The following is a 15,986-nucleotide window of genomic DNA, read 5'->3' as shown; positions in this document are numbered from 1 at the left end:
TTTTTGTATCTGGTAAGAGCCCGAGGGGCCTAGCCTAGCCCGAAGCGGCGCTGCCACCAACCGGCCTTCTTGGGCTTGTCATCACCTTCTTCGGATGATGACGAAACCACGATCTCGTCAGAGGAAACCGACTTCTTGGCGCGCCGGGGGGCAGGGGATGCCTCTTCGGCAACCGGCGCCGGTGCAGCATCCGGTGCGCTGACGGGCGCTTCTACTGGAGCGGCAGCCTCAGGCTCGACCTTAGCTGGCTTCTTGCGTGGAGCCCGCTTCTTTTTGGCGGGCGCTTCCTCGGTCGCTTCGACAGGTGCGGCGTCGGCAGCGTCAGCGACGGGTTCGACGACGGACTCTGCTTCAGCGTCCTTGGCCTTGGCCGGCTTGCGCGTACGGCGCTTCTTGGGCTTTTCGGCAGGCTCGTCTGCGACGGTTTCTTCAACCGCCTCAACCGGCACGCGATCCTCGACGGCGTTCATCGCCTCGGCATCGCCAGTGCTTTCCGATGTTGGCTGGCTTTCATCTTCGCCACCCATTTCCACTCCGTCACCCTGACGCTTGTTGCGGCGGCCACCACGACGACCGCGGCGACGGCGCTTGCGCGGCTGATCGTCATCGTCTTCCGACCCGGCTTCGACATGGACTTCGTCTTCAGTATCGCCCGACTCGGCATCCGGCGTGGCATCTTCCGCTGCGACAACTGCCGGCGCGGCATGGCCGTTTCCGGTTCCATTGCGGCGACGACGACGGCGACGCTTGTTGCGACTGCCCTGGCCATCGCCCGTGCTCTCACGATGGTCTTCGGTGTCCGTAGCTTCTGCAGCCTCGACGACCTCTTCGTCAGCCTCTTCATCCTCGGCGGTTTCGTCGTAATCGTCCATCGAGGCGGCGTCGGCGCGGATATGCTGTACCGCCGGCGCAGCGACAGGCACGCGGGTTTCACCACGCTCGATATTGAACTGATTGCCCACCAAACCGCTCTGAGCGGAAATGGTGATCGACAGCCCGTACTTCGCTTCCAGCGCTGTCAAAGAGTCGCGCTTGGAGTTGAGGATGTAGAGCGCGACTTCGGTCGGCATATTGACGTTGATCGACTGACCGGGCTTGCGCAGGATGTGGTCTTCGATCGAGCGCATGATCATCAATGCAAGCGAGGAGACCGACCGCACGAGACCCGTGCCGGCACAAGTGGGGCAGGTGTGGGTCGAGCTTTCCAGAACGCCAAACCGAATGCGCTGGCGGCTCATTTCCATCAGGCCGAAATGGCTGATGTGCCCAACCTGGATGCGCGCACGGTCGTTCTTGAGGCAGTCCTTGAGCTTCTTTTCGACAGCGCGGTTGTTGCGCCGCTCTTCCATGTCGATGAAATCGATGACGATCAGGCCGGCGAGATCGCGCAGGCGGAGCTGGCGCGAAATTTCCTCGGCCGCTTCCAGATTGGTCTGGAGCGCCGTGTCCTCGATATTGTGTTCCTTGGTGGCGCGTCCCGAGTTCACGTCGATCGAAACCAGCGCTTCGGTCGGGTTGATCACGATGTAGCCGCCGGAGGGCAGGGTGACCTGCGGGTGGAACATGGAATCGAGTTGCGCTTCTATATTGAAACGCGAGAAAATCGGTGCATCGTCCTTATAGCTTTGCACATTCTTGGAATGGCTCGGCATGATCATCCGCATGAAATCTTTGGCTTCGCGATAGCCCGCTTCCCCGGCCACAAGGACTTCGGTGATGTCCTTGTTATAGAGGTCGCGAATTGTGCGCTTGATCAGGCTGCCTTCCTCATAGACGAGGCAGGGCGCAGAAGATTCGAGCGTCAGCGTGCGGACGTTTTCCCACAAGCGCATCAGATATTCGAAGTCGCGCTTGACCTCGGCCTTGGTGCGCGATGCGCCCGCGGTACGCAGGATCACGCCCATGCCCTGCGGCACTTCGAGATCGGTGGCGATTTCCTTGAGGCGCTTGCGGTCTGCAGCACTGGTGATCTTGCGGGAAATGCCGCCACCGCGTGCGGTGTTAGGCATCAGTACCGAATAACGACCGGCGAGCGAGAGGTATGTCGTTAGGGCTGCGCCTTTGTTTCCACGCTCTTCCTTGACGACCTGGATGAGCAGCACCTGACGGCGCTTGATCACTTCCTGGATCTTATAGCGGCGCTGGTTGCGGCGCGGGCGCTCCTGCAAATCTTCGAGCGCGTCGCCCTCACCGATCTGCTCGACCTTCTTGGTCTCGCGCGGCACGTCGCCGGATTCGCCGTTGTCCTCAACGTCGTCTTCTTCCGCCTCAGCGGCTTCGATAACGTCTTCTTCTTCATCCTCCCGCTGCGCTTCCTCTTCGGCGCGCATCAGGGCTTCACGGTCGGCGACCGGGATCTGGTAATAGTCGGGATGGATTTCGGAAAAAGCGAGGAAGCCGTGGCGGTTGCCGCCATATTCGACGAACGCAGCCTGCAGTGACGGTTCTACCCGCGTTACCTTGGCGAGATAGATGTTGCCTCTGAGTTGCCGCCGTTCGGCGGATTCAAAATCGAATTCCTCGAGCTTGTTGCCGTTAGTGACAACGATCCGTGTTTCTTCCGGGTGGGTGGCATCCACCAGCATTCTCTTCGTGGCCATACAATATAACTCCGCGCACTCGCGCGCCGGTTGCGGATCGCGCGTTAAGCGATCGGCTGGCGCCATGCGAGGCGAATGACAGTATTGGGGAAACGCCAAAGGCGTATGATGCGAAAAGACTGAAGGGCGTCAGGTCAAAAGACATCGGGCCGCGGCGCGCCGGAAAATCCAAACTGCCGGTTGCCAGAGAAAGACCCATTCGACCTCATCCTTTGAGGATGCGCCGGTTTCGGCTCATCCGTTCGGGCCACCCCGCAAGGAGACCCGAATATTCTTCAGTGGGTACGCGTCGCGCGTCATCTGCCGTGGCTCGGTTGCCGACATTCTTGCCGGGGGCCAGGCATCGCCGCAGACTCTTAATGAAGTACCGCACCTATGTCCTTACGAGGGTTGCCCCAAATAGGCAATAGCCAATGTCCTGAGCAATCCGCGCCACCAGAATGTGGCGCGGCACCAACCCATCTTCAACCCGAGGGCTTGCCTATTTTCGCCCAAGAATCGCATAAGGTGCGCATCAACTGGAGTGATCGATGACCGTGTTGGCTAGACGCATGCCCATCTTATTGTCCATCGCCATTGTCGTGCTGTGCGCGATGGGCGGGGCGTTTGCGCAAGATGAGGCCGTGACCCCGGAGGCCGAGCCAGCGACTGCGGAGAGCGGTCCGCCAGCCCTGCTAGACTCGCGGGTCACTGCAACTGAAGATCGCGCCCGGCTGGTCCTCGATCTGACCACACCGCCGGAGTTCGCGGTCTATACCCAGGCCGATCCCATGGCCGTGGTCATCGAATTGCGCGCTCAGGTGGGGCAAGCGGACGAAGTGACCGAACCTGCGGGCACCGGGCTGGTTTCAGGCTATAGCGTGGACGGGCAGGACGGTCAGCGGGTGCGAGTGGTGCTGAACCTCGAGACGCCGGCCCAGGTTCAGCAGTCTTACGTACTCGAGGCCTTTGAGGACCAGCCCGCACGCCTTGTGGTCGACCTCGTGCCCGATACCGCGGAAAATTTCGCCGCGAATGTGCGGGGCGCAGCACCGGCCGACGCAGAGGAGGCGGTCGCGGAAACAGTGCTCGACGGTCAGGCCACGGCGCCCGGCGAGACAGCGACGGCCGTCGCTGAAGTTCGTCCCCTCATTGTCATCGATCCGGGCCATGGCGGTGTGGATGGCGGCGCGCGGGCCAGCAACGGGCTGGAAGAAAAAAATATCGTCCTCGCCTTCGCGTTGAAGCTCCAGAGCCTCTTGGTCGAAACGGGTCGATTCGAAGTGGCTTTGACGCGCGACGCCGATGCCTTCCTGACGCTTTCCGAGCGTGTTGCACTCGCGCGCCAGAACCGCGCCGATCTGTTCGTCTCGCTGCACGCGGATTCATTCGATCAGCCCGATGTACGCGGCGCCAGCATCTACACGCGGGGCGATCTGGCCACGAGCGAACTCGATCGCGTTCTGGCTGAGAATGAGAACATGGCCGATCTGATCGCAGGCTTTGACCCGCCCGAAGACGAGGGGACGGTAGACGCGCTTGTGGACCTCATGAGCCGCGAGACACGCAGGCTTTCTTATGTCGCGGGTCAGGCGCTGATCGAACAGCTCGAGCCTTCCGTGCAGCTGCGCCGGTTTCCGCTCAGGCAGGCGGATTTTTTTGTGCTCAATTCGCCTGATGTGCCGTCGGTCTTGATTGAGCTGGGTTTTCTGTCAAATTCCGACGACACGGAAAATTTGACTACCGATGCCTGGCTCGACCGTGTTGCTGCGGCACTGGCGCGTGGCATCGCCGTGTATATCGATGGGCGGTGACACTTTACACAGGTTTGCGCAAATCATTTTTTGACGCTAACAACGCCCTGAAGCAGAGGTCTCGTCGCGTTGAATTCCCCTATCGATTTCCAGGCCATATTCGAGCAGTCGCCCAACCCCTATGTGGTTCTGGATGCCGACCTCGTCATCGTCTCCGCTAATCAAGCCTATCTCGATGTCACGAGTCGAAGCTTGGAGGAAATTGTCGGGCGGTCCATGTTCGATGCGTTTCCCAGCGACCCGTCGTCCTCGAGCCACCAGCAACTGCGCACCTCGCTCGAGCGGGCGATCAGCACCAACAGCGCGGATCATCTGCCGCTGATTCGGTACGATATCGAGCGCAATGGCCAAACCGAGCAGCTCTATTGGAGCGCGACGCACACACCATTTTCCGGAGCCGATGGCGAGTGTGCGTATGTGCTGCAGCACACGACGGACGTCACCGAACTGCACCGGCTGCGCACAATGGCTGGAAGCATGGCGTCAGCAGGCGCCGATTCGGTAGAAACCGCGGTGTTCCGACGCGCGGAGGCAGTGCAAGCGGTCAATGAACAATTGGGCCGTGAAGTTGAACGACTAAAGCTGCTGTTTGAACAGGCGCCGGGCTTCATGGCCGTTCTGTGGGGCCCCGACCATATTTTCGTTATGGCGAACGCTGCCTATGAACAGATCATCGGCGGGCGGGAAGTCACTGGCCAATCGGTTGCAGACGCACTTCCCGAAGTCGTCGGTCAAGGTTTTATCGATTTGCTCGACAGGGTCTACGAGTCCGGCGAGCTGTACCTGGGGCGTCGCGTGCCCATCCAACTGGCGCAAAACGAGGACGGTGAACTCAAGGAACGCTATCTCGATTTCATCTATCAGCCGATCATCGGGCAGGATGGCAAACCCACCGGTATCTTCGTCCAGGGTCACGACGTGACCGAAGAAGTCGAGATTTCCGAAAAGCTCCGACAGCTCAATGAGGGTCTAGAAGCGCGGGTCTCCGAAGCAATCGAACAGCGCGAGAAGGCCGAATTCGCCTTGCGGCAGTCCCAGAAGATGGAATCGCTGGGCAAGCTGACTGGCGGTGTCGCGCATGATTTCAACAATCTTCTGCAGGTCATCTCCGGCAATATCCAGCTTTTGCAGAAAGAGTTCGGCGACAACGAGCGGGCGCAGTCCCGGCTGATCAACGCCATGGCGGGTGTCGAACGCGGCGCCAAGCTCTCGGGTCAGCTGCTTGCATTTGGCCGCCGCCAGCCGCTCGAGCCGCGCGTGATCAGCGTTGGTCGCATGATCAATTCGATGGGCGACATGCTGCGCCGGGTGCTTGGCGAAGAGATCGAGGTCGAAACGGTCATTTCAGGCGGGCTCTGGAACACCATGGTGGATCCGAGCCAGATCGAGAACGCATTGCTCAACCTGGCCATCAACGCGCGTGACGCAATGGATGGCGCGGGCAAGCTTACGCTGGAGGTTGGCAATGCCTATCTCGATGCAAATTATGCTGCCGATCACGACGAAGTGACGGCCGGGCAATATGTGGTCATCGCTGTCACCGACACCGGCTCCGGTATCGCTCCCGAAATCATCGACAAGGTTTTCGAGCCCTTCTTCACTACCAAGACCGAAGGGCAGGGCTCCGGGCTGGGGCTGTCCATGGTTTATGGGCTGATCAAGCAATCGGGTGGCCATATCAAGCTCTACAGCGAGCAGGGCGAAGGCACGACGGTCAAGCTCTACCTCCCGCGCACCCATGCTGCCGAGGAAGTCATGCGACCCGTCGAAAACGGCCCGGTCGCCGGTGGCACGGAAACCGTGCTGGTGGTGGAGGACGATTCCGCGGTGCGGGCAACGGTCGTCGAAATGATGACCGATCTTGGCTACAAGGTCCTCAAGGCTCCGGACGCGGCGAGCGCATTGGCAATCGTTGAGAGTGGCGTGCCCATCGACCTGCTGTTTACCGACGTGGTGATGCCGGGGCAGCTCAAGAGCCCCGAGCTTGCGCGCCGCGCGCAACAGGCGATCCCTAATCTCGCTGTCCTATTCACATCGGGCTACACGGAAAACGCTATCGTACACGGCGGACGGCTCGATGCCGGCGTAGAGTTGCTGTCCAAGCCCTATACGCGGGCAGCGCTTGCGCGCCGCGTGCGCCAGGTCCTCGCCGACCGAGAGGGCAAACGCGCCGCTCCAGAACAACAATCGGCGGCGGTAGAAACGAACACGCCGAGCGCGCTTCTTGTAGAGGATGATCCACTGATCCGGATCACGACAGCCGATATGGTGCGTGACTGTGGTTATACCGTCATCGAGAGCGCCAGCGCGGAAACGGCGCTGGAAATCCTGCGGTCGCAAAAGATCGATGTACTGATCACCGATATCGGCCTTTCGGGCATGTCCGGGCAGGAGTTGGCCTGGACCGTTCATCGCGATCATCCACAGATCAAAATCATTCTCGCGACCGGTCACAACGTTGCCCGGGAAGACCTCGTGCCCGGCGCTGCGGTGCTGGCCAAGCCGTTCGACGAAAGACGGGTGGCTGAAGCGCTGGAAAAGGTGAACCAACCATAGGTACACGGCGTTTTGAAGCCGGAGGTCGGGTTTGCCGTCACAAGCGAGCCCTATTCTGCTATTTTCGGGATTCGGCAGACACGATGCCCTCTATGTGTGGGCGTTGCCGCAGCGTGGGATTTATATGTTCAGACTATTGAGCTGGCTGTTCGGCTTTGGCGTGTTTAGTGGCCTGATCGCCCTGGGTGGGGTCGGGATTTACGTGTGGTCGCTCAGCGACGATCTCCCCGACTATCGCGTGCTCGAAAACTACCAGCCGCCGGTTACCACGCGCGTGCACGCCACCGATGGCACCTTGCTCGCTGAGTTCGCCACGGAGCGCCGGCTCTTCCAGCCCATCGGCACGATTCCGCCCGAAGTGATCGAAGCATTTCTCTCAGCCGAAGACGCCAATTTCTATTCCCACTTCGGCATCGATGTCCCCGGCGTATTCCGGGCGGCGCGCGACAACGTGCTGCAGGTCGTCGATGGCGCCAGTGGCAGTCTAGTGGGCGCTTCGACGATCACCCAGCAGGTGGCGAAGAACTTCCTTTTAACCTCCGAGCAGACCTGGGACCGCAAGATCCGCGAAGCGATCCTGGCGCTCCGGATCGAAAACACCTTTAGCAAGGACGAAATCCTCGAGCTGTACCTGAACGAGATATATCTCGGCATGGGGTCGTATGGCGTATCGGCTGCGGCGCTAAATTACTTCGATAAGGCGCTATACGAACTGACCTACGCCGAGGCCGCATACCTTGCCGCCTTGCCCAAGGGCCCGACCAACTATCATCCGTTTCGTCAGCCGCAGGCAGCCATCGAGCGCCGTAACTGGGTGCTCGATCGCATGGTCGAGAACCGTTATCTGACAGCCGAGGACGCCGCTCAATACAAGGCCGAAAACCTCAACGTCATACCGCGTCCCGCCGGGTCTCAGGTCTATTCGGCCGAGTTCTTCACCGAGGAAGTGCGGCGCCAGATTTCGTCCCTTTATGGTTTCGACCAGCTCTACGGTGGCGGCCTTTCGGTGCGTACCTCGCTCGATCCCGAAATGCAGCTTCACGCGCGCCGCGCTCTTATGGACGGGTTGATCAATTTCGATCAGCGCCGCGGCTTTCGCGGTGCCCAGACTACCATCGAGATTGGCGACGATTGGGGTGCTGCGCTGGCCGCGATCCAACCCTTGAGCGATGTGCCCGAATGGACACTTGCGGTGGTGCTTGAAGCGGAAGGTAACACCGCAACGATTGGCTTGCGACCGACGATCGACGTCGACGGCAGAATGAGCGATGCGCGCCTGACTGGAAGTCTGCCAGGCACTGCCGTCACCTGGGTCCGCGAACCGATCGGGCAATTGCTGTCCGTTGGCGACGTGGTTTATGTCGAACCCGTGGCGGGGGAAGAGGGTGTCTACACCCTGCGCCAGGTTCCCGAGATCGAAGGCGGTATTGTAGCGATGGATCCGCGCACGGGGCGCGTTCTGGGGCTTGTGGGGGGCTTCTCCTTCTCTGAAAGTGAGTTCAATCGCGCCACCCAGGCGATGCGCCAACCCGGCTCGTCGTTCAAGCCGCTTGTTTATGCAGCTGCGCTGGACAATGGCTACACTCCGGCATCGGTGGTGCTGGACGCGCCGCTTGAGGTGGTGAATGCGGACGGGTCGCTGTGGCAGCCGGAAAACTACGCAAGGCAGTTTTACGGCCCGCAAACGCTTCGGCGCGGCATCGAGCTCTCGCGCAATGTCATGACGGTGCGGTTGGCGCAAGATCTCGGCATGCCCATGATCGAAGAATATGCGCGTCAATTCGGTGTTTACGATGACATGCCCCATGTGCTGGCTATGGCGCTCGGCGCAGGAGAAACCACTGTGCTGCGCATGACGGCGGCGTATGCGACCATTGCCAATGGCGGGCGCAAGATCACACCGACGCTGATCGACCGGATACAGGATCGCTACGGTGAAACGATCTACCGCCACGATGAGCGTGTGTGCGAAACCTGCGATCAGGCAGAGTGGCACGGGCAGGGCGTGCCGACGATCGTCGACACCCGTCAGCAGGTGCTCGATCCGATGACGGCCTACCAGATCACCTCAATGATGGAGGGCGTCGTTCAGCGCGGCACAGGCACCGCCGTGCGTAGCATCGGTCGTCCGGTGGCAGGCAAGACCGGTACTACCAACGACTACAAGGACGCCTGGTTCGTGGGCTACACGCCCGAACTCGCAGTCGGCGTTTATGTCGGCTACGACACGCCGCGTTCGATGGGGAGCGCCTCGACAGGCGGTGAACTCGCTGCCCCGATCTTTGCCAATTTTGTCTCCGCGGCGCTCGAAGGCGTGCCGGCATCCCAATTTCCAGTGCCCGAAGGTATGAACCGCAACTGGATCGACCCGCGAACAGGCGTCGAGATCGTCGCTGGCGGCTCCGGTATCCAGGAATCATTTAAGCCGGGCACTGGCCCGAACCGGATGAGTTCGGTCATCGGGCTCAATTCCCAAGCCTTTGACAATATCCAGACCGGCGCGACCGATCAGCCGGCCTTCGCCTCGGGCGGTCTCTTCTGATGGTCCGGACGGTTGATTGTCTCGGGCAATCCCGTTAAGTCACGGTCCGAATTGAATAAGCGGAAGAGACCATGCGCGCAGACGTTCTCAAGATTGTCGACGAAATCAAGCAGGCCCTAAGCCTGCTGAGGAGGCATCTTTGACTGGGATACAGCCCAAAGACGTCTCGACGCACTGAACGCCCGTTCCGAATCCGGCGACCTCTGGAACGATCCTGAAGAAGCACAAAACGTGATGCGCGAACGCCAGGCGCTGGAGGCCGCGATTTCGAGCGTCCACGCGATTGAAACAGGCCTGTCCGACAATCTCGAACTGATCGAACTTGGCGAAGCCGAAGGCGATGCGGAGGTCGTGGCCGAAGCTGTCGCAGCCCTCGAAGCGCTCAAGGTGACCGCAGCCCGTATGCGCGTGGAAACCTTGCTCTCGGGCGAGGCGGACAGCAATGACTGCTATCTCGAAGTCCACTCCGGTGCCGGTGGCACCGAGAGCCAAGACTGGGCGCAGATGCTGTTTCGCATGTATACGCGCTGGGCAGAGCGGCGGGGCTTTAAGGTCGAGACCATCGAATACAGTGCTGGCGAAGAAGCCGGCATCAAGGGCGCGACGGTTCTCATCAAGGGCCATAACGCCTATGGCTGGCTCAAGACCGAGAGCGGCGTCCACAGGCTGGTCCGCATCTCGCCCTATGACAGCCAGGCACGCCGTCACACGAGCTTTTCGAGCGTGTGGGTCTATCCGGTGATCGACGATACGATCGATATCGACGTCAATGAATCCGACGTGCGTATCGATACCTATCGGGCTTCGGGCGCTGGTGGCCAGCACGTCAACACCACCGATTCCGCGGTTCGGATCACCCATATTGCAACCGGCATCGTGGTGCAGTGCCAGAACGAGCGCTCGCAGCACAAGAACAAGGCTCAAGCCTGGGACATGTTGCGCGCACGGCTCTACGAACTCGAGCTGCAAAAACGCGAGGAAGTGGCCAACGCGGAGGCTGCGTCAAAGACCGACATAGGATGGGGGCACCAGATTCGATCGTACGTGCTGCAACCCTATCAGTTGGTCAAGGATTTGCGGACACAGGTCGAAAGTACGGCGCCCTCAGACGTGCTCGACGGCGCCCTCGACCCATTCATGGAAGCCTCGCTTGCCCAGCGCGTCGGCATGGATACCGAAGCCGAGTCCTGATCAGAGATAGCGCGCCAGATTTCGTCCGGCGGCCATGAAATGCGCCGGATCAACCGCCGATCCACCCCGCCGCACCTCGAAATGGAGATGCGGGCCGGTTGAGCGGCCCGTCGAGCCCGATAGCCCAACACTGGCACCACCTTCGATGGTCTGTCCGGTCGCGACAAGGATCTGGTTGAGGTGGGCGTAGCGTGTTGCCAGCCCGTTGCCGTGGTCGATTTCGACCATTTTACCATATCCGCCATTGGTGCCGGCCACGGTGACGATGCCATTTGCTGCTGCGCGTACTGGCGTGCCTGTAACCGCGCGAAAATCCATGCCAGCGTGAAAGGCTGCGCGTTTCAGGAACGGGTCGGTTCGATTGCCGAAATTGGAGGTCACGGTGTGGGCGCCCGCGATTGGGGTCTGTATCGGCGCCGTGAGCAGCACCTGGCGCGCCGTCTGGTATCGGGCCAGCGCGGCGGCGACGGCATTTGCTTCATCGATGATCGAACTGCCGCCGATATCGGCGGGGATGAAGGGGCCACCGACCGCGGGTGAACCCATATCGGTCTCGATGCCGATGGGCTGCAGGCCGGTGAGGATTTCATTTGTCGAAAGATGCGCTGCGTCTGAAAGTGACACCAGTGCCTGGCGCGTTTCTTCCTGCATGGCGACAAGGCTCTGCGCCAGTGCGGCCGTGTCGTCAGTCGGTGCTATCGCGGGCGGGCTGATAGTTGCCGCCGTGTCCGAGACCGCGGAGCCTGACGATATCCCTAATTCCCGCGCCATCTCGGTGAGCGCGCGGACATATTCGTGCTGCTCGAACAAGACTTCCTGCTGCTGCACGAGATCGTGCATTTGCAGGTTCATGTCTCCCATTTGCGCATATTGGCGCGAGTGCAGGCGATCGACCTCAAGCCGCAATTGGGTGATGCGCTGTTCATAGGCAGTGAGGATGACGCTGTTGTCGTCGCGAAGGAGGGCGTTGATCTCGGGCGCGTAGAAGAGGGCAAGCCCGGTCACCACATTGGACGCGAGCAACAGTCCGACGGCACCGAACAGGACGCTGATGCCGGCGCGCCCGGACGATCTGGGTTTCGCGGTCACGCCTCGTCCCAAGGAAATGGTCGTACCGTTCACTTGCACCACACCGTCCCCCGACGCAAAAGTCTTAAGTCCACGCGATAGGCGGGACTGTGAACGATTGTGGTTAACGGTGGGCTAACCGAGCGCCTTCATCACGCGTTCGACATGGCCCTTTGCCCGTATGTTGGGCCAGATCTGTTGGACCGTACCATCGACGCCGATAAGCACGGTCGTACGGATCAGACCCATGTACGTCCGTCCATAATTGCGCTTTTCGCCCCAGACACCGAAAGGGCCGATAGCGCGATGCTCGGAATCGGAAAGCAGGGTAGGGCGGAGTGAGTGGTTTGACTTGAACTTTGCCAATGCCGCGACACTGTCGGGGCTGATGCCGACAAGAACGATGTCGCGCGCCGCAAACCAATCGATATTGTCACTGAACGAGAGGTTCTGATCGTTGCACGCCGGGGTATCTGCCTGCGGGTAAAAGTAGATCAGGACGCTCTTTCCGCGCTGCGCCGACAGGGTGAAATCAGCGCCTGAGCTGTCTTGAAGCGTGAAGTCCGGGGCCGGTGATCCGACGGTGAGAGCTGCCATTTTCGGGCCTTTTATCGTGCAAATCGGGTAAGGTTAACGGCGCGTTGGGTATTTGTGCCTCATTGAAGCCGATATGGTCGGCGAGAGAAGTCCGGCTTATAGCCGATTCTCGGGATCACGAACTTGAAGCGATTATATGGGACCTGCCTGAGACAGTGACTGAAGCAACACGTCCCAAGCCAATCCTGCTGGGTCAGAAAAGTCGCCTCGCACTCAAGGTGCTGGCGTGGGTTGGGCTTGGCCTGATCGTCGTGCTTTCGCTGTTTTACGTCAGGCTGCTTTTCGGACCCATTTCTCTGAATTTTCTCTCCGATCGCGCCAAGTCGATGGTTGCCGGGATTGTCGAGGACGACTTTTCAATCGACTGGTCCGATTTCGGCCTCTCACTCACCGGTCCGGTGAGCGTGGGGTTTCATCTGGCTGGCGTGACGCTGACCGAGCGCTCGTCGGACGCGGTTATCAGGATGGAAGCGCTCGAGATCGCTGTGTCGCCTATCGGTGCCGCCATGGGGCGCCCGGACGCACGCGTCATCATGATCCGCCCCCAAATCCAGATGCTCCAGAACCTGCTTGGTCCACGGATTTCGCGTTTCGAATTCATCGAGGAGGAAGGTACCGGCGAAACGGTGGTGCGCGTGATGGAGGGCGAGGCGACCGCTCCCAGCGTGCGGATCGGCGATGAGGGAATTTCGCTGGGTGCGACGCGCGGAGCCGACGAGATCGGGCTGCGCTCGGACAATGACTGGCTCAAGCTCAATCTCGAGGCGCTCGATGAGGCGCTGGCGGGGCTGGCGGATCAGGCGATGGACGGGCAGATTTTGCGCTTTGAAATCCGCGACGGCACGGTCGGCGTGCTCGACACGGTTTACGGCCTCTACAAATCGCTCGACGAGGTCGATCTCGAAGTGCGCTCAGGGCGGCAGGATGGCAGGGTAAGCGCTCTGTTCTCGGCCCGTATTGCAGACGAGACCATGGACGGAAGCGTTGTGCGTCAGGTCGACGAGGGTCAGACCCGTATCGACGGCGAGGTCCACAACATCGATTTCTCCACCATCGTGCCATTTCTCGATGACGCGACGGGACTGGCGGCGTTGCGTGGCACTGGCGGCCTGACACTGGGCGTTATGTTCGATGGCGAGAGTGGCGTCGTTCAGTCGGGCCGCTTTGCGATCGACCTCAATGGAACCCGCCTGCGGCTGGACAAAGATATGTTCCCGATTTCGGCCGAGCCGATCAATGTCAACTGGACTCCGGAAAGGGCCCTCTTCAGCCTCGAAGAAACAGCTATCTCGGTGGGAAGCAGCCGCGCATTGCTCGGCGGTGACATCGTCATGGGGTTCGATGAGCAATTCGGGCCGACGCTGGGCATGTCGATCCGGGCACGAGATGTCTGGCTCCACCCGGACGATCTGGGCGTGCCGAAAGAACCGTTCGACGAGTTCAGCTTCGAGGGTTGGTCGGCGCCGCTCTATGGCGCTGTCGGGATCGACCGACTGGTCGGCGCGAAGGATGGCACCAGCATCGTTGTACAGGGCCGCATCGACATGGTGCGCGAGGGTGTCGGGCTCGACGTGGTCATGAGCGGCCGTGGTGCATCGGCTGATGACGTGAAGCGCCTGTGGCCGTACCTTTTTGCGCCTGAGGGACGCGATTGGTTTACCGAATTTGTTCGCGACGGCCATATCCAGACAGCCGACATGCGGTTCAATTTTCCGGTTGGCAGCATGGAAAACAATGGCGAGGGTGGCCCGGTCCACGAGGGTGCGATGTCCATCGATCTCGTCGGTCGCGATGTCGAGCTCAACGCCTTCGACGGTATGCCGGAGTTCGAAGTTGAGGGCGAAACACGGCTGACCATGCGCGACAATCAATTGACCGTCGCGATGGAACGCGCCCGTTTGCCAGGTCATGGCGACATCTCTGTCGCCAATGCGGCGTACATCAACCAGAACACGGCCGCCGAAGCGCAGATCTTTGAGGTGTCCGGTGACGTTCAAGGGTCTGCAGCTGCGATGATGGCCATGGCCACCAGCGATGAGGTCACCATACTCCAGGGCGTCGAAATGGGCGTTGACGTGCAGCAGCTGGGGCGCACTGTTGACGGGCAGGTCGACGCGACGGTTATCGCCACCATCAATCTCGACGAGGCCGGGGAGATGATCGACGCCGACTACACGCTGAATGGCAGTATCGTCGATCTCGCCAGTTCTGAGCCGATCGCTGGCTACAGCTTTTCCGACGCCAGCATCGATTTTACGGCGTCCCAGGACAGTTTCCGCATTTTGGGCAGCGGTATGGTCGGCGACATGGAAGTCGACGTCCAGGCGATAAAGACGAACGGCGGTGCCCCGGACATCCTCGTGGGTTCGACCTTCGAGGTGGCCGCTGCGGCTGAACTGGGTATTGATCTGTCGGAGTTCATGAGCGGTCGCGTTCGGGTAGTCGGGAAACCACTGACCGACGGCCGCTTCGAAGTCAGTGCCGATCTGACCGACACTGCACTCACGATCAGCGATATCGGTATAACCAAGGCCCGTGGCACGGCTGGCACGCTGACGGCAGTCGTGGGCATTGGTGCCAATGAGATCGCCATCTCCGACGTCGATCTGGGCTTTGGAACCGTTCAACTCGCAGGAGACATCACGCTTTCACCGGCCGGGGAACTTCAGTCGGCAGATTTTTCGACGTTCCGCATCAGCGCTGGAGACAGTGCTCGCGTGCTCATGACGCCGTTCGATGGTGGCTACGCCTTTACGATCGATGGCGAGCAACTCGATCTCAAGCCCGTGCTGAAGCGGTTCTTCAATCTCGACGGCGATGCGAGTGTGGGCGCCAGCGAAGATTTGCAGGACCAGATATTTACCGTCGACGTCAATCTTGACCGGGCCCTGGGCTACTATGGCGAGGCCGCGTTCAATCTCGATCTCGACCTGCAGGTGCGCGGCGAGCAATTGCGCCGCGTCAATCTCACGACGCAATTCCTGGGCAACCGATCGGCGTCGGCGACGACCAATCCGCTGGCGTCGGGGCGCGTGATCTCATATGCCACCAATGATCTGGGCGCCATGTTGCGGTTTGTCGGGGTTTACCCGCGTCTTGTCGGGGGTGAGGGCAGCATGGTGCTACGCTACGACAATGCTGCGCAAGCCGATGCCGGCGCGTTTGAAGTTCGCAATTTTGCGATCGTCGACGAAGACAATCTCGACGCGATCATCGGAGAGCACGACCAATCGCGCGCGGCATTGGCAGGTGTCTCGGCGATGGAGTTCGAGCAGGGGCGCGCGCAGTTCATCCGATATTCCGACCGCGTCGAGGTGCTCGATGCGGCGATCTACGGAGATATGGTTGGCGGCACGATCCGCGGCAATGTCCTGACCGATTCCGGACGCTACGATCTTGCCGGCACTTACGTGCCGCTCTTCGGCCTGAATAATTTCTTCCAACAAATTCCGGTTCTCGGCCCGATCTTTGGCGGACGGGAAGGAGAGGGACTGCTCGGTGTGACGTTTGCTGTTCGTGGTGCGCTGGACCAGCCGGAGCTGTTGATCAACCCGGTTTCCATCCTGGCCCCGGGCGTATTCCGGACGCTGTTTGAATACCGCGCCGGCGATCAGGCAGCAGCCCGATAAAAAAGCCGGG

8 protein-coding genes are annotated in these 15,986 nt (G+C 60.5%); 5 read left to right on the top strand and 3 right to left on the bottom strand.

The annotated features are described in order from the left end of the window. Positions 1 to 29 precede the first annotated feature (29 nt). Complete coding sequence (locus BLR31_RS11145) at positions 30 to 2,600, bottom strand: Rne/Rng family ribonuclease (protein ID WP_090596253.1); 2,571 nt, start codon at positions 2,598 to 2,600, stop codon at positions 30 to 32. A 530-nt stretch (positions 2,601 to 3,130) separates the two neighbouring features. Here BLR31_RS11145 and BLR31_RS11140 point away from each other — a divergent pair. The 4 genes from BLR31_RS11140 to prfB all read left to right on the top strand — a co-directional run bounded on the left by BLR31_RS11140 (position 3,131) and on the right by prfB (position 10,682). Beyond that, on the top strand, positions 3,131 to 4,393 hold the full coding sequence (locus BLR31_RS11140) for an N-acetylmuramoyl-L-alanine amidase (RefSeq protein WP_090596152.1): 1,263 nt from the start codon (positions 3,131 to 3,133) through the stop codon (positions 4,391 to 4,393). Positions 4,394 to 4,462: 69 nt separating this feature from the next. After that, complete coding sequence (locus tag BLR31_RS11135) at positions 4,463 to 6,949, top strand: response regulator (protein ID WP_090596149.1); 2,487 nt, start codon at positions 4,463 to 4,465, stop codon at positions 6,947 to 6,949. 124 nt (positions 6,950 to 7,073) lie between these two features. Next, complete coding sequence (locus BLR31_RS11130; protein WP_090596251.1) at positions 7,074 to 9,491, top strand: penicillin-binding protein 1A; 2,418 nt, start codon at positions 7,074 to 7,076, stop codon at positions 9,489 to 9,491. A 71-nt stretch (positions 9,492 to 9,562) separates the two neighbouring features. Then, a protein-coding gene (gene prfB / locus BLR31_RS11125; RefSeq protein WP_143009377.1) for a peptide chain release factor 2 occupies positions 9,563 to 10,682 on the top strand; the annotation gives its coding sequence in 2 pieces (ribosomal slippage) (positions 9,563 to 9,631 and positions 9,633 to 10,682; 1,119 coding nt in all). Here prfB and BLR31_RS11120 read toward each other — a convergent pair. Together BLR31_RS11120 and BLR31_RS11115 are read right to left on the bottom strand one after the other, a co-directional pair. Continuing rightward, a complete protein-coding gene (locus BLR31_RS11120; protein ID WP_244505022.1) occupies positions 10,683 to 11,771 on the bottom strand; it encodes a M23 family metallopeptidase in 1,089 nt (362 codons plus the stop codon). It abuts the gene before it with no gap. Between the two features lie 114 nt (positions 11,772 to 11,885). Then, positions 11,886 to 12,347: a peroxiredoxin gene (locus tag BLR31_RS11115; protein ID WP_090596143.1), complete on the bottom strand. Its 462-nt coding sequence runs from the start codon at positions 12,345 to 12,347 to the stop codon at positions 11,886 to 11,888. 155 nt (positions 12,348 to 12,502) lie between these two features. Here BLR31_RS11115 and BLR31_RS11110 point away from each other — a divergent pair, with 155 nt between their 5' ends. After that, positions 12,503 to 15,976 (top strand): hypothetical protein, encoded by a 3,474-nt coding sequence (locus BLR31_RS11110; RefSeq protein WP_090596140.1) that lies wholly within the window; start codon positions 12,503 to 12,505, stop codon positions 15,974 to 15,976. Positions 15,977 to 15,986 lie beyond the last annotated feature (10 nt).

Origin of the sequence: Pelagibacterium luteolum, assembly GCF_900100665.1 — a bacterium.
GTDB lineage: Bacteria > Pseudomonadota > Alphaproteobacteria > Rhizobiales > Devosiaceae > Pelagibacterium > Pelagibacterium luteolum.
The sequence above is the reverse complement of the archived record's forward strand: the minus strand, read 5'-3'. Positions and strand labels throughout refer to the sequence as shown.